The sequence below is a fragment of the Flavobacterium sp. GSP6 genome (assembly GCF_003984855.1).
Classification (GTDB): domain Bacteria; phylum Bacteroidota; class Bacteroidia; order Flavobacteriales; family Flavobacteriaceae; genus Flavobacterium.
This window is the reverse complement of sequence record NZ_RYDO01000009.1, coordinates 113,298-132,934: the sequence shown is the minus strand read 5'-3', so window position 1 is coordinate 132,934 and position 19,637 is coordinate 113,298. Positions and strand designations below refer to the sequence as shown.

The following is a 19,637-nucleotide window of genomic DNA, read 5'->3' as shown; positions in this document are numbered from 1 at the left end:
ATTATAGATATGTAAATCTGCTATTCTGGGTCGTTCATTTTGAACGTATCCATAAAAGCGGTTGTGTAATCACCTGCAATATAGCGAGGATCATCCATCAACTGTCTGTGAAAAGGAATGGTAGTTTTTATTCCTTCAATCACAAATTCGTCTAAGGCTCTTCTCATTTTACTAATTGCTTCTTCACGAGTTTGTGCAGTAGTAATTAACTTTGCAATCATAGAATCGTAATTTGGCGGAATTGTATATCCTGAATAAACGTGAGTGTCTAAACGAACACCATGTCCACCGGGCATGTGAAGTGTTGTAATTTTTCCTGGAGAAGGACGGAAATCATTATAAGGATCTTCTGCATTAATTCTACATTCGATGGCGTGCAACTGTGGTAAATAATTTTTACCTGAAATAGATATTCCGGCAGCAACCATAATTTGTTCCCGAATTAAGTCGTAATCAATAACCTGTTCTGTAATAGGATGCTCCACTTGAATACGGGTATTCATCTCCATGAAATAAAAGTTACGGTTTTTATCCACCAAAAACTCAACCGTTCCAGCACCTTCATACTTAATATATTCGGCTGCTTTTACAGCTGCTTCCCCCATTTTCTGACGCAATTCATCGGTCATAAACGGTGATGGAGTTTCCTCGGTCAATTTTTGGTGACGTCTTTGAACAGAACAATCTCTTTCTGAAAGATGACAGGCTTTTCCGTAAGCATCTCCTACAACTTGAATTTCAATATGACGAGGTTCTTCGATTAATTTCTCCAAATACATTCCGTCATTTCCAAAAGCTGCGGCTGATTCCTGACGGGCATCTTCCCAGGCTTTCAACAAATCTTCTTCTTTCCAAACTGCTCTCATCCCTTTTCCACCACCACCGGCAGTAGCTTTAAGCATTACGGGAAAGCCAAAATCTCTTGAAAGCTGTAGCGCTTGTTCATAGGATTCTAAAATCCCAACTGAACCCGGAACACAAGGAACACCCGCTTCTATCATAGTCGATTTTGCAGAAGCTTTATCTCCCATTCTATCAATCATTTCTGGAGAAGCTCCAATGAATTTGATTCCATGTTCTTGACAAATTTTAGAAAACTTAGAGTTTTCAGAAAGGAATCCATATCCTGGATGTATTGCATCTGCATTTGTAATTTCTGCGGCGGCAATTATATTTGACATTTTCAAATAGGACAAGTTGCTTGGAGGTGGTCCTATGCAAACGGCTTCGTCAGCAAACCTTACATGTAAACTTTCGGCATCTGCAGTAGAATACACCGCTACTGTTTTGATCCCCATTTCCTTGCAAGTTCTAATTACGCGTAACGCAATTTCTCCTCTATTTGCAATTAATATTTTTTTAAACATCTTGTTTTGCAATTTTAAATGTTGAATTTTAAATTTTAAATTATTTCAAATAATGAAAAAGCATCATTCAAAATTTATAATTTATAATTTCTTATGATGGATCTACTAAGAATAAAGGTTGGTCAAATTCAACTGGCGACATATCGTCAACCAATATTTTTACGATTTTACCAGAAACTTCAGATTCAATTTCATTAAATAATTTCATTGCTTCAATTACACAAAGTACGTCACCTTTAGAAATTGTTTTACCTACTTCAACAAACATTGGTTTATCTGGCGATGGTTTTCTATAAAAAGTTCCAATAATTGGAGATTTTATAGTGATGAAATGAGCGTTTTCTATCGCAGGTACTGCCGGAACAACTGCAACGGGAGCCACTTGTTGTGGAGCTAATGGTTGCTGAAGCACTCCTTGAGCGGGCATTTGCTGTACATAAGTAGTCTCAGTGACATTTCCTTCTAAGGTTGTTCTGATGGTGATTTTCACGTCATCCATCTCTAGTTTAACTTCTGCAACTCCTGAATTTGCGACAAACTTGATTAGATTTTGAATTTCTTTTAAATCCATAATTATTTGTTTTTAGTTTAAATTTATTTTTTGTCGTATGCCCATTTTAGATAAATAGATCCCCAAGTGAATCCACCTCCAAAAGCAGCCAAAATTATCGTATCTCCTTTTTTGAACTGATGTTCAAAATCACTAAGCACTAATGGTAAAGTGGCAGAAGTTGTATTTCCGTACTTTTCGATATTCATTAATACTTTAGATTCTTCTAAATTCATTCTGTTGGCTGTCGCATCAATTATACGTTTATTGGCTTGATGAGGAACCAGCCAATCGACATCTTCATTTGTCAGATTATTTCTTTTCAAAATTAATTCGCTTGAATCTGCCATATTGGTTACGGCGTATTTAAACACTGTTTTCCCGTCTTGAATAATGTTGTGTTTGTTGTCTCTTACCGTTTCAAAAGAGGCAGGGTTAAGTGATCCGCCGGCATCAATTTTAAGAAAATCTCTGCCAATTCCATCACTGCGCAAGTATTCATCCTGCAATCCTAATCCTTCATAGTTAGGTTCAAAGAGTACTGCACCAGCACCATCTCCAAAAATAATACAAGTAGATCGGTCTTTATAATCCACGATAGAAGACATTTTATCAGCACCAATTAAGAGTACTTTTTTATACCTTCCGGATTGAATATAAGCAGCAGCTGTTGACATCCCAAACAAAAAACTGGAACAAGCAGCCTGCAAATCATAAGCAAAAGCATTTGTGGCTCCAATTTGGGTTGCTACATATACGCCTGTTGACGCTACTGGCATGTCGGGCGTTGCGGTTGCCATAATTAGTAGATCGATCTCTAAAGGGTCAATGTTCGCTTTGGCCAATAAATCCTGCGCGGCTTTTATGGCCAAAAAAGAAGTTCCCTTGTCCTTGTCTTTAAGGATTCTTCTTTCTTTTATTCCTGTACGAGAGGTGATCCATTCGTCATTGGTGTCGACCATGGCTTCAAGAGCTTTGTTCGTTAGTACAAAGTCTGGAACATAGGCTCCAACAGCGGTTATTGCGGCTGTGATTGTATTCATTGTATGCGTTTATTTCTAGTCAAATGGTACCATTTGAAAATTTTTAAAAGACTTGAAAATTACAAAAAAAATTCCATTCTCTTTGAATTAGAACTTCTTATTTAACGAAAATTACAAACAACAAAAAAACTCTCACGATGTGAGAGTTCGAATATCATTTACAAAAAATGTATTATGCAACAGCTACAGATTTATCTATAACAACTTGCCCTCTGTAGTACATTTTACCTTCATGCCAATACGCTCTGTGGTATAAATGTGCTTCTCCAGTAATTGGACAAGTAGCAATCTGTGCTACAGTAGCTTTGTAATGTGTTCTTCTTTTATCTCTTCTTGTTTTGGAGATTTTTCTCTTAGGATGTGCCATTTTACTATATTATTTATCCGTTAATAGTTGCTTTAACTTGTCCCAACGCGGGTCAATATTTTCTTCTTCTTTATTTTCTTCTTTTTCTTCCTTTATCGTCAATTCATTGAGTTTTGTCAAGGCTTCAGTCTTTAAACTTCCATCTTGTATGCCCGGATGAACGCGTCTTAAAGGGACTGACAGCACAATCATTTCATAGATATATTGTGCAATATTTATTTCAAACTCTCCGTGGGGCAAAATCAATAATTCGTCGTTGTCATTATTGTAAACCTCATCAAAACGAACGATTAATTTCATTTCGCCCTCAATTGGCAGATCAAAATCTTCGCTGGTAAGATCACATGGCACATTTACAGCCCCTTTGTGATTAAAACGCAACTCTAACAGTGTGCTTTTTTTCTCTAAAACTACATTTACTTTGATCTTTGAATCTTGATATTCATCATAATCAAAGATTTCAAAGAACGCATTACTGATTTGATACTCAAAATGATGTTTCCCTAGCTTTAATCCTATAAAAGGAATTAAATATTCTTTTGTGTTCTTCATTTCAACAACAATTTTCCCCTAAACTTCGGGAGTGCAAAGATATAAAATTATTGCAAATCTAATAATGTTATTCACTTTTTTTTGTTCACAACTGCTTTTCTTTTGTTTTCAATGGTTTTTTGCTAATTTCTGCATATTGATTTCTGGAATGATAAATGTCTATTGCCAGATATACAGCCTCTTTGAAGGAGTTAAAATCAGCTATTCCCTTGCCTGCTATATCATAAGCGGTGCCGTGATCTGGTGAGGTTCTTATTTTATGCAAGCCTGCAGTATAATTTACTCCTTTTCCAAAAGATAATGTTTTGAAAGGAATCAATCCTTGATCGTGGTAGGTTGCTATAACGGCATCGTATTTCTCGTATTGATTACTGCCAAAGAAACCATCTGCAGCAAATGGACCAAATACTAAGATCCCTTTGTCGAACATTTTTTTTAATGTAGGTTTTATAATCAAGTCATCCTCTGTCCCTATGACTCCGCCATCTCCACAATGCGGGTTTAAACCTAAAACTGCTATTTTGGGTTTATTAATGCCAAAATCTTTGATCAAAGTCTGTCTGACCGTTTCGATTTTTCGCACAATCAATTCTTCCGTTAGCTGTGAGGCGACTTCACTAAGCGGAATATGATCTGTCAGCAATCCTATTCTCAAATTATCCTGAACCATCAACATCAAGGCATTGCCTTCTAGTTCTTGGTCTAGGTAATCCGTATGACCCGGAAACTTAAAATCGTCTGATTGTATATTGAATTTATTTATTGGTGCTGTTACCAGAACGTCTATAACACCTTCTTTGAGTGCTTTCGTCGCTGCAATAAATGATTTTATAGCATATTCCCCTGCCTTAGAATCATCCTTGCCAAGATTTAAATCCACACCTTCTTTCCAGAGGTTTAATACATTGATTTTGCCTAATACGATTTGATCTAATTTGTCGATCCCGTGGAGCAAAGATGTTGATTGAAAACTTTTTTTAACAAAAGACAACAACTTGACATTAGCAAAGATAACTGGAGTGCACAACTCTAACATGCGAGAATCCTCAAATGTTTTTAAAACAACTTCGCTTCCAATACCGTTTAAATCTCCAATAGAAATTCCGACAATTATATTTTCTGCTTTTTTCATAATGACATACCGTTATTTATTGCTAATTTTGAAGTGCAAATTTAGTAAAAAAAACAAGAAATGTTTACAGGAATCATAGAAACCCTTGGTATCATCCAAGAAATAAAAAAAGAAAAAAATAACGTTCATATTACCATAAATGCATCAATTACCACTGAACTTAAGATAGATCAAAGCGTGGCACATAACGGGGTCTGTCTTACGGTTGTTGCTATCAACGACACTTTTTATACCGTAACCGCAATAGACGAAACTATAAAAAAAACAAATTTATCGGATTGGAAAGTTGGAGACAGTATCAATCTGGAAAGAGCAATGAAGCTGGGAGATAGGCTGGACGGACATATTGTTCAGGGACATGTAGACCAAACGGGCACCTGCATCACTGCCGAGCAGACCAACGGCAGCTGGCTTTACACTTTTGAATATGAGGAAAATTGGAACAACATTACCATTGAGAAAGGATCCATTACGGTAAACGGCGTCAGCTTAACGGTTGTGAACTCAAAGAAAAATCAGTTTAGTGTCGCCATTATTCCTTATACATACGAACATACTAATTTTAAAACTTTTGAAGTTGGCACAAAAATAAATCTTGAATTTGATGTCATTGGTAAATACGTTTCCAGATTGTATGCCAACAAATAATAACTCGATAGTATTATAAACAAAAAAACGCGAATCTACATTAGAGTTTTTTGTTTTAACTTAAAGCTATAAATGATGTAAATCCCAAATAGCAAAGCAAGTGCCATCATGGTGTTAATATTTTCATCTACAGGCAATCCTGGCGGAGGTGGTGGCGTTGTTGATGTCCTTTCCCCAGCTGCGGCGGGTTGCGGCGGATCTTTAGCTAATACATTAAAAATACAAAACATAAATAAAACCAGAGTAAAAAACACCATTTGGACAATTTTCATATTTAAAATTGAATTATTCTTTAAAAAAATCAGAGTATTTAAGCTTTAAAATAAATACATCCTTTCAACATAAATAACACTAACCCGAAAAAAATGCGGTTTTTATAAAAATTTAGATTTAAAAAAAAGCCTTACAGTACTGCAAGGCTTTTAAACTTAAACTGTGGTCCCACCTGGGCTCGAACCAGGGACCACCTGATTATGAGTCAGGTGCTCTAACCAGCTGAGCTATAGGACCGGTTAAGAGTGTGCAATATTACTACTATTTTTCATGTACTCCAAATATTTTGACTTAGATTTCAATAATATTTCAATGATTCATTGCTTTCAAGCAGAAACTTGCTGAATAGTAGAATACTAAATGAATTATCCTAAAAATACTTATTTTATTTCCTGACACAACTCAATCAAAACGCCATTCGTACTTTTTGGATGCAAAAAGACAACTAACTTGTTATCAGCCCCTTTTTTAGGAATTTCATTTAATACAATAAAACCTTCTTTTTTTAAACGCGCAATTTCTAAAACTATATCTTCTACGTCAAAGGCAATGTGGTGTATGCCTTCTCCCTTTTTTTCAAGAAACTTAGCAATAGGACTTTCTGGATTGGTAGCCGCTAAAAGCTCAATTTTGTTCGGTCCATTCATAAAAAAAGAAGTTGTTACTCCTTCACTTTCTACCGCCTCGAATTTGTAGGCCGGAGCTCCAAAAAGCTTTTCAAAAACTTTATTAGAAACTTCTAAATTCTTAACTGCAATCCCAATGTGTTCTATTTTCCTCATTATTTATGTTTTGAGCGCAACGCTACTTTAGTTGAAAAACTCTACTACCACTGCGAATTATAACTACAATTATTTTTCAGTGTAAAATTAAACATTAAAAAGAAAAAACAAGGTCCCCACAAAAGGCAAGTTGAATTTATTACGCATAATAATTTTATAAAAAATAGCAATCACATGAATTATAATTGTTATTTTGTAAATTCTAATTATGATTTGATATGTTGAAAAACAATTTAAAATACGCCTTCTTATTATTGCTTTTTATTGTAGCTGGTTGTGCCAAAAGAGGCTCTATCACCGGGGGATTAAAAGATACTATTGCGCCTGTTTTGAAAATGAGTTTCCCGGAAAACTTCAACACAAACTTCAAAGGAGATGAGATTAAGTTGGTATTTGACGAAAATATTAAAATAAAAAACCTGAACAAACAATTGATTATTTCGCCACCAATGAAGAACGATCCATTGGTTTTACCCACAACGGCAAGCAAAACGATCACCATAAAAATTAAAGATACACTACAACCCAACACCACGTACAGCTTTAATTTTGGACAAAGTATTGCTGATAATAATGAAGGGAATCCGTTAAATCAATTCAAATATGTGTTTTCTACCGGCGATTATATTGACTCTTTAAGCCTTGGTGGCACTCTGAAAAGTGCATATGAAAAAGAAGTGGAATCATTCGTATCAGTTATGCTTTACGAAGTCAATGACAGTTTCAAGGACTCCGTTGTTTATACCGAAACCCCAAGATATGTAACCAATACATTGGACAGCTTGAAGACGTTTCGTTTAGAGAATTTAAAAGCAGGGAAATATCTTCTTGTAGCCATGAAAGACTACAACAGCAACAATAAATACAACCCAAAAACAGATAAAATTGGATTTAGCAAAGACTTTATTACGATTCCAAATGACACTATTTATGAGTTAGAATTATTTAAGGAAACACTTCCTTTCAAAACATTTAAGCCTAGTCAAGCCTCAGGAAACCGTTTGTTAGTAGGGTATGAGGGACTAATAAATTCTGCTGATGACAGGCCCAAAATAATTTTAAAAAACAACAACGATCTTCTGCCTACTGTCATTACTAAATTTCCAAAAAAAGATTCCCTTCAAATCTGGTACAAGCCCATTAAAGCTGATTCACTAAATTTGGCTGTAGCCAAAGGTCAATATGAATCGAAATTCAATTTTAAAATAAAAGATCAGAAAAAAGATACTTTAAACGTCATAGCCCTGCAAAACGGAACCTTAAAATTTAGAGAGCAATTTACATTAGAAAGTAATACTCCTTTAACCCGTTTCGAAAATTCGAAAATAAACCTAACCAATAACGCAAAAGATGCAGTGCCGTTTACCACTAAATACGACGAATTCAATCAAAAGCTTTTTTTTGATTTCATTAAAGAACCTTCCGAAAATTATACATTTGAAATTTTACCTGGAGCGTTAACTGATTTTTTCGAACAAACAAACGATACTTTAACGTATAAATTAAACACTCAAAGCACTGCTGATTATGGGAATCTGACCGTGCAGTTGCAAAAAGCAAAACAATTTCCCGTCATTGTTGAACTCACGAATGCAAAAGGGGACGTTTTAGCTACTGAATATACCGAGGAAAACACCACAATAAATTTTAATTTAATTGACCCCGAGCTGTACACGCTCCGAATTATTTATGATGCCAATAAAAACAAGGAATGGGATTCCGGTAATTATTTAGAAAAACGTCAAGCCGAGGAAGTGATTTACTTTTCCAAAGAAATTCCTGTTCGGGCAAATTGGGACGTCAACCAGGCATTTGATTTAAGTCTTCCCTACATTCCGGAACCTAAAAAGAAAACCAACAAGAAGAAATAAACGTTACCTGTTTTCTATTTCAAAAGAATCTCTGTCATTCAAAAAACCCAATTTTTGTCGGGTTTCCAGCATTTTTTCTGGGTCTAATTCTACTAAAAACAAACCTTCTGTTTCTATTGGTTCTTGAATGTAATTCCCCAGAAAATCGACTGCTTGTGAGTGACCTATGTATTCATAACCATTTGCGTCAATACCGATTCTATTGACACCAATAGCATAGCACATGTTTTCTATCGCTCGTGCTTTCAATAAAGCATCCCAAGCATTTGTTCTAATTTTTGGCCAGCTTGCAACATAAATCACCAAGTCATAATCCTCTGAATTTCTGGAAAATACAGGAAATCTCAAATCGTAACATATTTGAAGGCAAATTTTCCAATCTAAATAATTTACAATCGTTTTTTGGGTGCCACTAGTATATACTTTATCTTCGCCAGCTAAAGTAAACAAGTGTTTTTTATCATAGCACTGAATTGTTCCAGAAGGAAATACAAACACCATTCTGTTGTAAAAATTTCCGTTTTCCTTAATAACTAAACTTCCTGTTATAGCACTATTTGTAGCTTTTGCCAATGATTGTAACCATACAATGGTTTCGCCTTGCATTGTTTCTGCAACATCCTTTGGATTCATCGTAAAGCCCGTTGTGAACATTTCAGGAAGCACAATCAAATCTACCTTTTCAGTAAGTGCACTGATTTTTTCTTCGAAATAGTTTCGGTTGGCTTTTGGGTTTTCCCAAACTAAAGGAGCTTGAATTAGGATAATTTTCATTTTACTTTATTTTTTATAAAAATAAGAAATATCACAACACCATAAGTTCATTATATTAGCTAAAAAATGACTTTATGAAAAAGATATTTCTTGTATACTCTTTTCTGTTTTCTGTTTTTATTTTTGGACAGGAAAAATCGGGAGCGAAACAATTTTGGGAAAACCTACAAAAACAATGTGGGAAATCCTTTGAAGGAACAGTCACAGAGGGTGCAACCAATGATACTTTTCGGGATAAAAAACTGGTGATGCATGTCCGCAACTGCGATGAAAAAACGATTCGGATTCCGTTTTTTGTAGGAGACGACAAATCAAGAACATGGGTACTTGCTTATGATAACGATCGCATCCAGTTGAAACACGACCACCGCCACGAAGATGGCTCGGAGGATAAGGTGACACAATATGGAGGGACAACCACTAATGCGGGGTCAGCAACGCTTCAGTTTTTTCCGGCAGATGAGGAAACCTGTGATTTGATTCCAAATGCTGCTGCAAATGTTTGGTGGATTACTCTTGACGAAACTTCTTTCACGTACAACCTAAGGCGCATCGGTTCTGACCGACTGTTTACCGTGAAATTTGATTTGACAAAAACAGTAGGTACGCCTGCCGCACCTTGGGGATGGAAAGATTAGTGTATAATAGATTATTTTATATAAAAAAACGCATTCAACTTTGACATTGAATGCGTTTTAAATTATTATGCAATCCTTGTCCTTTGAGTTTGACCTTTAGGACTAAATGTTTACCCTTTTAAACTTGCTGATAAATATTCTCTATTCATTCTGGCAATATTTTCAAGAGAAATTCCTTTTGGACATTCTACTTCACAAGCTCCAGTATTGGTACAGTTCCCAAATCCTTCTGCATCCATTTGGCTCACCATATTCAATACACGGTCAGTAGCTTCAATTCTTCCTTGTGGCAACAACGCATATTGAGATACTTTTGCAGCGACAAAAAGCATCGCCGATGAGTTTTTACAACTCGCCACACAAGCTCCACAACCAATACAAGTAGCCGCATCAAAAGCATTATCCGCATCTTCCTTATTAATAGGGATCGTATTAGCATCAATAGTATTTCCTGAGGTGTTTACGGATATAAATCCTCCCGCATGTTGAATCCTGTCAAAAGAACTTCTATCGACCACTAAATCCCTTATTACAGGAAAAGCTTTAGCTCTAAACGGCTCAATAAAAATGGTGTCACCATCCTTGAACATTCTCATGTGCAATTGACAAGTGGTAACGCCACGGTCTGGTCCGTGCGCTTCCCCATTGATATACAAAGAACACATTCCGCAAATTCCTTCGCGACAATCGTGATCAAATGCAACTGGTTCATCCCCTTTCATGATCAATTCGTCATTCAAAATGTCAAGCATTTCAAGAAATGACATGTCTGGCTCAATATGATCTATAGGATACTCAACTATTTTACCTTCTGCAGCGGCATTTTTCTGACGCCATATTTTTAATGTAAGTTTCATATTTTTAGTTTGAAAGTCATAGAGTCGAAAGTCGAAAGTCGATTGACATGGAGTCACTTGACTTTAAGACGTTAGACATTAGACTAAATTATTTATAACTTCTTTGAACTAATTTCACGTTATCAAATACCAACGGCTCTTTGTGTAAAATTGCTTCACTTGGTTTCCCAGTGTATTCCCATGCTGCTACGTAAGCAAAATTCTCATCGTCACGTTGCGCTTCTCCTTCTTCAGTTTGGTATTCTTCACGGAAATGTCCTCCGCAAGATTCATTACGGTGTAATGCATCTTTAGCAAATAATTCCCCCAATTCAAGGAAATCGGCAACACGAGTTGCTTTCTCCAATTCTTGATTCAAACCATTCGCATCTCCGGGAACTTTTACTTCTTTGTAAAACTCTTCACGCAAAGCAGCAATTTCTACAATTGCTTCGTTTAATCCTTTTTCATTACGAGCCATTCCCACTTTGTCCCACATAATTTTCCCTAATTTCTTATGAAAATAGTCAACAGAATGTGTTCCTTTATTGTTCATGAATCTTTCGATTTGGTCTTTTACCGCTTTTTCAGCAGCAACAAATTCAGGTAAATCTGTAGATATGGCACCCATTTTAATGTCTGGAGCTAAATAATCTCCAATAGTATATGGCAATACGAAATACCCATCTGCTAAACCTTGCATCAAAGCCGATGCTCCAAGTCTGTTAGCTCCATGATCTGAGAAGTTCGATTCCCCAATGGAAAAACAACCCGGAATAGTAGTTTGCAAGTTATAATCAACCCAAGTACCTCCCATTGTATAATGTACCGCAGGGTAAATCATCATTGGAGCAGTATAAGGATCTTCATCTACAATTTTATAATACATTTGGAACAAGTTCCCGTATTTACTTTTTACAAGTTCAGTACCTAATTTAGTTACTAATTTAGTATCATTAGTATCCAATCCTTTCACATACGCTTGTTCATTTCCGTACCGTTGAATAGCTGCCGCAAAATCCAAATAAACTGCTTCACCTGTTTTGTTTACTCCAAAACCTGCATCACATCTTTCTTTGGCAGCACGGGAAGCTACATCACGAGGCACTAAGTTACCAAAGGCAGGATACCTTCTTTCTAAGAAATAATCTCTTTCATCTTCTGATAAATCGGTTGCTTTTTTCTTTCCTTCTCGAATCGCTTGCGCATCTTCTAATTTTGCAGGAACCCAAATACGTCCATCATTTCGCAATGATTCTGACATTAATGTCAATTTTGACTGGTGGTCTCCTGAAACAGGAATACAAGTAGGGTGAATTTGTGTGTAACAAGGATTAGCGAAGAAAGCCCCTTTTTTGTGGATTTTCCAGGCAGCAGTAGCGTTACTTCCCATAGCATTGGTAGAAAGGAAAAACACATTTCCATAACCACCAGAAGCAATAACCACCGCATGAGCTGAGTGTCTTTCTATTTCACCGGTAACTAGGTTACGAGCGATAATTCCTCTTGCTTTTCCGTTTACGATTACTAAATCCAGCATTTCATGACGGTTGTGCATTTTTACTTTACCACGACCTATCTGGCGATTCATTGCTGAGTAAGCACCCAAAAGCAATTGTTGCCCTGTTTGTCCTTGTGCGTAAAAAGTACGAGAAACCAAAGTTCCGCCAAAAGAACGGTTATCTAATAACCCTCCATATTCACGAGCCAAAGGAACACCTTGTGCCACACATTGATCAATAATATTACCGGAAACTTCTGCCAAACGGTGTACGTTAGCCTCACGAGCACGATAATCTCCGCCTTTTACAGTGTCGTAAAACAATCTGTGAACTGAATCACCGTCTCCTTTATAATTTTTTGCAGCGTTGATTCCTCCTTGTGCAGCAATGGAGTGCGCACGACGGGGTGAATCTTGAAAACAAAATGCTTTTACGTTATATCCTAATTCTGCTAATGTTGCAGCAGCAGAACCTCCAGCAAGACCTGTACCCACTATAATTATATCTAAATTACGTTTGTTAGCAGGGTTTACTAAATTAATATGATCTTTATAATTTGTCCATTTGTCCGCAATTGGACCTGTAGGAATTTTTGAATCTAATGCCATTATAATTTAATATTAATGATTGAAATGATGAAATAATGCAATGAAAATGAAACCAAAAGGAACAATAATTGCAAAAGCATATCCTAATGTATGCAACGATTTTGAATATTTATTATTAAAACCTACAGATTGGAACGAAGAATTGAAACCGTGCCACAAGTGTAACGATAACAAAAGAAACGAAACGCAATAAATTGCCGTACGAATACCACTTTCAAATTTATGCGTCAACTCAGCGAAATATCTGGTTTCGTCAAGCGGATTAACCGCTACATATTTATACACCATTTCAGGAACCCAGAAATCGTAAAAATGTAGTAGTATAAAAGCAAGAACTACTAAACCACTAACAATCATATTTCTTGAAGCCCAAGAGGAATTAGCCGCGCCGTTGTTCTTAACGTAAGAAATTGGTCTGGCACTGTTATTTTTGATTTCCAAAACGATACCCATTACAAAGTGAAATACAACACCTAAAATAAGAATGGGTTGGATTACAAACTGAACCAACGGATTATTTCCCATAAAATGAGAAATAGAGTTAAAAGCGTCAGGACTAAAAACGGAGGTGCTGTTTATAAAAAAATGTTGTGCTAAAAATAAAATTAAGAAAAGTCCAGAAAGCGCCATAGCGACTTTTTTTGCTATCGATGACTTTAATAATGCAGATTTTGCCATAGGAATTTGAATGAATTAATTTAAGAATCACACAAAAATAGAGCAATTAGTAGTGAACTACAACCTTTTCGTTATAATTTATAATCATTTTAAAGTGCTAAAGCTCCGAAGTTAATAATTTACTTAAACCCGGCACTTAATATATTGTAAATCTGTCATTTAGCAGAACAAAAACAATATATTTTAAAATTTAACGATTGCAAATGAAAACAATAATCCTTAAAATATTCACATTAAACGTATCATATCAATAATTTTGGCATGGTTTATTTTTCAAATTCTTAAAAAGTCACTAAATACAATTTTAACAACTTTAAAAAAATTGTCGTCAAACTCCTAAATTTACTTTTATAAGCAAAAAAACTAAACTAACATCATCTCTTTTGATGTTCTAAAAATACACGGGCCTAAAAATATGGACTGCACCAATGAAATGGCGAAATCTGTTTCTAAGTATATTCTACTCCTTAAAATGAATCCTGAAATTTCATTTTAACTTCTATAAAAAACACAACAATATAGACATTAATACCATTGTCAAATCGAGCCTAGTCGTGTTATAAAATGGGTTATTGTGCTAACACTTTATATATTTCATTAAGTATTGCAGGATCTTACTACTGTGTAACATAAAATAAAGGCTGTCTTCGTAATGGAGACAGCCTTTATTTCAACAAAGACTTAGTCTATACAAAATACTAAGCCTCATTTATTTTCCATAGTACTTAATTACAATTCCCACCGCAGTCTTGCGCGTTTTGATAATCTTCCGGAGTAATGGTGTAAACTTCGGTGCGTTCATCTCTAAACATTGGATTAAAAATGTTTCTAGCTTGATTAAAACATTGATTTGTTGCAGTACATTCTTGATTGTTCTGTACAGCTACTAAAAAGCAGTATGAGCAATAAAAATAGTATATTCTTCATATTTTTAGTCTTGCCAATTATTAAATAATTCTTCTGCAAAAATCTCAGTTGGATTATCGTATTTGTTTTTGATATTATCGCGCCATTCCCATCACGATCTTGCTCCCACTGGTGCTTGCTCTAATTGCGGTAACGTATAGCCACTCACTCGATCTATAGGTTTGTTATTAGATAATGCTCTACTGATAATTATTTACAGAATAAGGATTTTCTATTTTTTTCATGTTTAATGTACTCGTTACGATCAATAGATTTAGCAGAATCCGCGGAGATTTCAGAATCGTCAGCACAAGATCCAAAAAGCAGTATAGAAATTGTTAGAAGAACAAAATTAAAAGGCATTACTTTTTTTATCAAGTTAATATATTTAAGGTTAATTCTTACGAAGATAAAAATTATTTAAATACAAACTAACCGTAAACGCTTTATTTACAATTAAATAACAAGAGTTTTAAAGTCAATTGAATTTCGCCATATATTTTTGAACAATCGCTTCCGTATTCTCGTTTCGCATTTTTTGCTCTAACTGAATTGGTGGCGAAGCACGTTCCAAACAATTTTTTACCGCACAGGTCTCACAGGTAACCCCAACAATTTGTTTTTTAATGGAGTCGTTTTCCATAAACTTAAATTTTTTCTTCACGGCCGGAGTAATTAAAATCCCTACTGAAATACTGCGGATACAATCTACCTTGAACGGATCCGGTGTTGCGGATGAAAAAACAAGATATTCATTTTTACTGTTTTCATAACTGGAGATTTGTGCATCAAAAAAGTGGTTTTTATTTTGCTTCAAAGACTCCTCAATTGTGCGTATCGAAACCCATCTTCGGCAGTAATGCTCATTCATTTCATTCGCATGCGGCTCCTGCTGATTGGTGATGTGTAATTCTTTCTTTATCTGATAGGTGTCCGTTCCTTTTTGATGGGACAATCGCAGGAAAAAAAGATTTTTTAACTGAAAATCTTTTGGCAAAATATTGGTCAATCTTTGGTAGAATGATTCCGGAGAAACATTAAACCCGCTCATCAAAGCAATCATTTCCTGAGGTTTCGGATCTGTTTTGGACAAAAATAAATTCAGTTCGTCTATCAGTTTCTGTCGTGGAATAAGCAATGCTCCCGCAAAGTATGAAGCATAAAAATTATTCAGAACTTGGTCGAAATTATCAAATTTAATCCAACTGAACGTATACAGCCTATCGGTGATTGCGAGATAATTATACGCAATTTCTTTGGCCAAAATAAATGCTTTTTGAGGTTCGTCAATATCTAATGAAAGTAACAAAGTCTTGCTTTTTGGTACAAAAATCGACCTCAAATCCCCCAATTGTTCTTGTTCCGAAAAAACAAGTTCTTTTATCGTATATCCGTATTCCTCCATTAATATTGCTGTGAGTTCTTCAATCGAAATTTTAGTGTCAATATTTACGTAAAACGCTTTGGAAAACTGCAACACCTTCAGCTCTAAATCTTCAAAATAATTGGTGTGCGCTTCCTGATACGAACGTAATGAAGCCAAGAAGAAACTCTCTCTGGTTAAATTATAATGTTGCGCAATCTCAATAATCGTACTGATAAACGCATTGACTTTTGCAGGAGCGTTAGCAATAATGTCGATAAGATCATTTTCCTGAATCCCGAAAATATCCAACGGGATCTCTTTCAGAATGCCAGATTTTAGGATTTCTCCAATGGGGGCCAGATTATTATCCAGTTTCAAGGAAACCATATTGTCATAGGAAATATCGAGTTTTTCGGCTAACAGAATAATTTTATCCGTTTTAGGATACTTTTTCCCTTTTTCAATTTCGTTCAAGTACGATTTTGAAAGGTCCGTGATTTTTGCCAAACCAAATAAAGACAGTTTTTTATTGGTACGAGCCTGCTTGAGTTTAAGTCCAAAAATTAACTTGATATAATCCTTTTCTATATTCATATTTCAAAGATAATGTAAAAAATATTTACGCCAAAAAAAATATTTTTAATTTTTAGCGTACGTTCGCTTGTTTTGTAAAAAACTTTTTGTAGTATTGCAGTGTTGAATAATTAATAATTATCAGCAAAAGTTTAATAGTATCAATTTAAATGTGTTAAAAAATGAATTTTAAAGAAGTATATTCGAAAAATTTGTTAAATTTTTCAGAAGAAACCACCGATCAGTACCCGGAAATCTTAACTGATGAAGCCATGACTTTTTTGTCTTTACTTCATGAAAATTTCAACAAAAAAAGACTCGACCTTTTAGAAGAACGAAAAAAACAACAGGATTTATTTGATCAGGGGGTCTTACCCACTTTTCCTGCTGAAACAAAAAGCATCCGAGAAAGCAATTGGAAAGCGGCGCAAACACCCAAGGATTTATTAGACCGAAGAGTCGAAATAACAGGGCCGGTCGACAGAAAAATGGTGATCAATGCCTTGAATTCCGGAGCAAAAACCTTCATGGCTGATTTTGAAGATAGTACTTCGCCTACGTGGAGCAACCTAATGTCAGGACAGCAAAACCTGAAAGACGCGGTGAATAAAACCATCACTCTTGAAGACACTATAAAAAATAAAAAATACAGTCTGAACGACAAAACTGCTGTTCTGCTTGTCAGACCACGAGGATTACATTTGGCGGAAAAAAATATTTTGATTGATGGAGAACAAACTTCGGGATCGCTAATTGACTTTGGTTTGTATGCTTTCCATAATTACAAACAACTTATTGAGGATGGAACGGCGCCCTATTTTTACATTCCAAAACTGGAACATTATCTGGAAGCGCGATGGTGGAATGAGGTTTTCGAATTCACGCAGGAATATTTGGGTGTAAATAACGGAACATTCAAAGCTACAGTTTTGATAGAGACCATTACGGCCAGTTTTCAATTGGACGAAATCATTTTTGAACTGAAAGAGCATATTGTAGGCCTTAATTGCGGTCGATGGGATTACATTTTTTCATACATAAAAAAATTAAGAAAAAATCCAATTTTCATTGTGCCCAATAGAGATCAGGTGACTATGACTGCCCCATTCATGAGTGCGTATTCCCAATTGGTTATACAAAGATGCCACAAACGAAATATTCACGCAATAGGCGGAATGGCGGCACAAATTCCGATAAAAAACAACGAAGAAGCCAATAAAATTGCTTTCGATAAAGTAATTGCGGACAAAGAACGGGAAGTAAAAAATGGTCATGACGGGACTTGGGTTGCGCATCCAGATTTGGTTCCGCTTGCCATGACGGTATTCGACAAATACATGCCAAACCAAAACCAAATTCAGGTAAAAAGAGAAGACGTATACGTTACCGAAAGTGATTTACTGGAAACGCCAAAAGGAACCATTACCGAGCAAGGTGTTCGAAAAAACATCAGTATTTCGGTTTTATATATTGCTTCATGGCTCAACGGACAAGGCGCCGCGGCCTTGCACAATTTAATGGAAGATGCCGCTACTGCTGAGATTTCAAGATCACAATTGTGGCAATGGCTGCAAAACAAAGTGGTTTTAGATAATCAAAAAGTCCTGACTGAAAAATACTATCACCGACTGGCTATGGAAGAATTTGAAAAAATAAGAAAGCTCGTTGGAGATGAGAATCACGAAAAACAAAAATACAGATTGGCAGAACAATTATTAGATATTCTGGTCGTGAACGACAATTTTATCGAGTTTTTGACTATTCCAGGATACAAATACATTTAAAATTTCAATAAAATCAATTTCAATAAAAAATTATTAAACACCATTAAACCTTTATAAACACTATGAAAACTACAGAAACAAGAATTCAAGAATTAGTTACCGACTGGATTACAAACCCAAGATGGAATGGCATTGAGCGACCATATACTGCTGAAGAAGTGGTGAAATTGCAAGGTTCGTATCAAATAGAACATAGCGTAGCCAGAATTGGAGCGAATACTTTATGGAATAAACTAAATGCTCAGGATTTTGTAGCCGGACTTGGCGCGCTTACCGGAAACCAAGCCATTCAAGAAGTAGAAGCAGGATTAGACGCCATTTATTTGAGCGGATGGCAAGTTGCTGCTGATGCAAACGTAGCCGGCGAAATGTATCCTGACCAATCTTTATATCCTGCTAACAGTGTTCCATTGGTTGTAAAACGTATCAATAACGCTTTATTGAGAGCAGATCAAATACAAGTGGTTAACGGGACTGCAGACAAAAAAGAATATTTAGTTCCTATTGTGGCTGACGCCGAAGCCGGTTTTGGTGGAAACCTAAATGCTTTTGAATTAATGAAAGCGATGATTGAAGCGGGAGCAGCCGGAGTTCACTTTGAAGATCAATTGAGTTCTGCTAAAAAATGCGGTCACTTAGGTGGAAAAGTATTGGTTCCTACGCAAGAAGCCATCAACAAATTGATTGCGGCTCGTTTAGCAGCTGACGTAATGGGAACGCCAACAATTGTTGTGGCACGCACCGATGCGGATGCAGCCAACTTATTGACTAGCGATATTGACCCAAGAGACGCTAAATTCATCACAGGAGAAAAAACAGGAGAAGGCTTTTTCTATGTAAATTGTGGTGTGGAGCAAGGAATTGACAGAGGATTGAGCTATGCGCCTTACGCTGATTTAATTTGGATGGAAACTAGCAATCCGGATCTGGATTACGCTAGACAATTTGCTGAAGGAATTCACGCAAAATTCCCAGGAAAAATGTTGGCTTACAATTGTTCGCCTTCTTTTAACTGGGCTGCAAAATTATCCGTTGCTGAAATGGAAACATTCCGCGAAGATCTTGCTGCAATGGGATACAAATTCCAGTTCATCACTTTAGCCGGATTCCACGCATTAAACACTAGTATGTTCGAATTGTCTAAAGCCTACAAAGAAAGAGGAATGGCAGGATATTCTGAATTGCAGGAAAGAGAGTTTGCTTTGCAAAAACACGGTTTCAAAGCGGTAAAACACCAAGGTTTCGTAGGAACATCTTATTTTGATGCGGTACAAAATACTGTAACAATTGGGAAATCTTCTACAACCGCAATGAAAGATTCTACAGAAGCGGCACAGTTTTAAACAGAACAACAACTATAAAAAAAACACGATTTCATCTGAAATCG

The 19,637-nt window shown here is 35.9% G+C and carries 18 protein-coding genes and 1 tRNA gene; 5 read left to right on the top strand and 14 right to left on the bottom strand.

The annotated features are described in order from the left end of the window. Positions 1 to 20: 20 nt before the first annotated feature. From accC to pdxA, 6 genes are all read right to left on the bottom strand, one after another. Positions 21 to 1,367 carry an acetyl-CoA carboxylase biotin carboxylase subunit gene (gene accC / locus EKM03_RS10700; RefSeq protein ID WP_126458062.1) on the bottom strand — a complete coding sequence of 449 codons (1,347 nt, stop codon included), beginning with the start codon at positions 1,365 to 1,367 and terminating at the stop codon, positions 21 to 23. 91 nt (positions 1,368 to 1,458) lie between these two features. After that, positions 1,459 to 1,938, bottom strand: a complete 480-nt coding sequence (gene accB, locus EKM03_RS10695; RefSeq protein ID WP_126564375.1) for an acetyl-CoA carboxylase biotin carboxyl carrier protein — start codon at positions 1,936 to 1,938, stop codon at positions 1,459 to 1,461. Between the two features lie 23 nt (positions 1,939 to 1,961). Further along, positions 1,962 to 2,960 (bottom strand): beta-ketoacyl-ACP synthase III, encoded by a 999-nt coding sequence (locus EKM03_RS10690; RefSeq protein WP_126451979.1) that lies wholly within the window; start codon positions 2,958 to 2,960, stop codon positions 1,962 to 1,964. A gap of 172 nt (positions 2,961 to 3,132) precedes the next feature. Then, on the bottom strand, positions 3,133 to 3,327 hold the full coding sequence (rpmF, locus tag EKM03_RS10685; RefSeq protein WP_007137315.1) for a 50S ribosomal protein L32: 195 nt from the start codon (positions 3,325 to 3,327) through the stop codon (positions 3,133 to 3,135). Positions 3,328 to 3,336: 9 nt separating this feature from the next. Beyond that, positions 3,337 to 3,879: a DUF177 domain-containing protein gene (locus EKM03_RS10680; RefSeq protein ID WP_126458068.1), complete on the bottom strand. Its 543-nt coding sequence runs from the start codon at positions 3,877 to 3,879 to the stop codon at positions 3,337 to 3,339. Positions 3,880 to 3,964: 85 nt separating this feature from the next. Beyond that, positions 3,965 to 5,014: a 4-hydroxythreonine-4-phosphate dehydrogenase PdxA gene (pdxA, locus tag EKM03_RS10675; RefSeq protein WP_126458071.1), complete on the bottom strand. Its 1,050-nt coding sequence runs from the start codon at positions 5,012 to 5,014 to the stop codon at positions 3,965 to 3,967. A gap of 57 nt (positions 5,015 to 5,071) precedes the next feature. On the opposite strand from pdxA, the gene EKM03_RS10670 reads away from it, so the two are divergent. After that, complete coding sequence (locus EKM03_RS10670; RefSeq protein ID WP_126561290.1) at positions 5,072 to 5,659, top strand: riboflavin synthase; 588 nt, start codon at positions 5,072 to 5,074, stop codon at positions 5,657 to 5,659. A gap of 35 nt (positions 5,660 to 5,694) precedes the next feature. On the opposite strand, the gene EKM03_RS10665 is transcribed toward EKM03_RS10670, so the two are convergent. From EKM03_RS10665 to mce, 3 genes are all read right to left on the bottom strand, one after another. Continuing rightward, positions 5,695 to 5,931 carry a hypothetical protein gene (locus EKM03_RS10665; protein ID WP_126561289.1) on the bottom strand — a complete coding sequence of 79 codons (237 nt, stop codon included), beginning with the start codon at positions 5,929 to 5,931 and terminating at the stop codon, positions 5,695 to 5,697. Between the two features lie 164 nt (positions 5,932 to 6,095). Beyond that, positions 6,096 to 6,169: transfer RNA gene (locus EKM03_RS10660), tRNA-Ile, on the bottom strand. A 143-nt stretch (positions 6,170 to 6,312) separates the two neighbouring features. Further along, entirely contained in the window at positions 6,313 to 6,714 is a 402-nt protein-coding gene (mce, locus tag EKM03_RS10655; protein ID WP_126458077.1) for a methylmalonyl-CoA epimerase, read from the bottom strand. 218 nt (positions 6,715 to 6,932) lie between these two features. Here mce and EKM03_RS10650 point away from each other — a divergent pair, with 218 nt between their 5' ends. Continuing rightward, positions 6,933 to 8,585, top strand: coding sequence for an Ig-like domain-containing protein (locus EKM03_RS10650; RefSeq protein WP_126561288.1), 1,653 nt, complete (start codon positions 6,933 to 6,935; stop codon positions 8,583 to 8,585). Between the two features lie 3 nt (positions 8,586 to 8,588). Here the strand turns inward: EKM03_RS10650 and EKM03_RS10645 are convergent, their stop codons facing one another. Then, positions 8,589 to 9,359: an amidohydrolase gene (locus EKM03_RS10645; RefSeq protein ID WP_126458084.1), complete on the bottom strand. Its 771-nt coding sequence runs from the start codon at positions 9,357 to 9,359 to the stop codon at positions 8,589 to 8,591. Between the two features lie 74 nt (positions 9,360 to 9,433). On the opposite strand from EKM03_RS10645, the gene EKM03_RS10640 reads away from it, so the two are divergent. Beyond that, positions 9,434 to 9,997, top strand: a complete 564-nt coding sequence (locus EKM03_RS10640; protein ID WP_126561287.1) for a hypothetical protein — start codon at positions 9,434 to 9,436, stop codon at positions 9,995 to 9,997. Between the two features lie 110 nt (positions 9,998 to 10,107). Here EKM03_RS10640 and EKM03_RS10635 read toward each other — a convergent pair whose 3' ends face one another. The 4 genes from EKM03_RS10635 to EKM03_RS10620 all read right to left on the bottom strand — a co-directional run bounded on the left by EKM03_RS10635 (position 10,108) and on the right by EKM03_RS10620 (position 16,487). Then, entirely contained in the window at positions 10,108 to 10,854 is a 747-nt protein-coding gene (locus tag EKM03_RS10635) for a succinate dehydrogenase/fumarate reductase iron-sulfur subunit (RefSeq protein WP_126458090.1), read from the bottom strand. A gap of 88 nt (positions 10,855 to 10,942) precedes the next feature. Further along, a complete protein-coding gene (locus tag EKM03_RS10630; protein WP_126458093.1) occupies positions 10,943 to 12,943 on the bottom strand; it encodes a fumarate reductase/succinate dehydrogenase flavoprotein subunit in 2,001 nt (666 codons plus the stop codon). A gap of 12 nt (positions 12,944 to 12,955) precedes the next feature. Beyond that, positions 12,956 to 13,621, bottom strand: coding sequence for a succinate dehydrogenase cytochrome b subunit (locus EKM03_RS10625; protein WP_126561286.1), 666 nt, complete (start codon positions 13,619 to 13,621; stop codon positions 12,956 to 12,958). Positions 13,622 to 15,005: 1,384 nt separating this feature from the next. Beyond that, positions 15,006 to 16,487 (bottom strand): helix-turn-helix domain-containing protein, encoded by a 1,482-nt coding sequence (locus tag EKM03_RS10620; protein WP_126458099.1) that lies wholly within the window; start codon positions 16,485 to 16,487, stop codon positions 15,006 to 15,008. Positions 16,488 to 16,648: 161 nt separating this feature from the next. Here EKM03_RS10620 and aceB point away from each other — a divergent pair, with 161 nt between their 5' ends. Next, complete coding sequence (aceB, locus tag EKM03_RS10615) at positions 16,649 to 18,250, top strand: malate synthase A (RefSeq protein ID WP_126553027.1); 1,602 nt, start codon at positions 16,649 to 16,651, stop codon at positions 18,248 to 18,250. Between the two features lie 62 nt (positions 18,251 to 18,312). Next, on the top strand, positions 18,313 to 19,593 hold the full coding sequence (gene aceA, locus EKM03_RS10610) for an isocitrate lyase (protein ID WP_126458105.1): 1,281 nt from the start codon (positions 18,313 to 18,315) through the stop codon (positions 19,591 to 19,593). Positions 19,594 to 19,637: the final 44 nt, after the last annotated feature.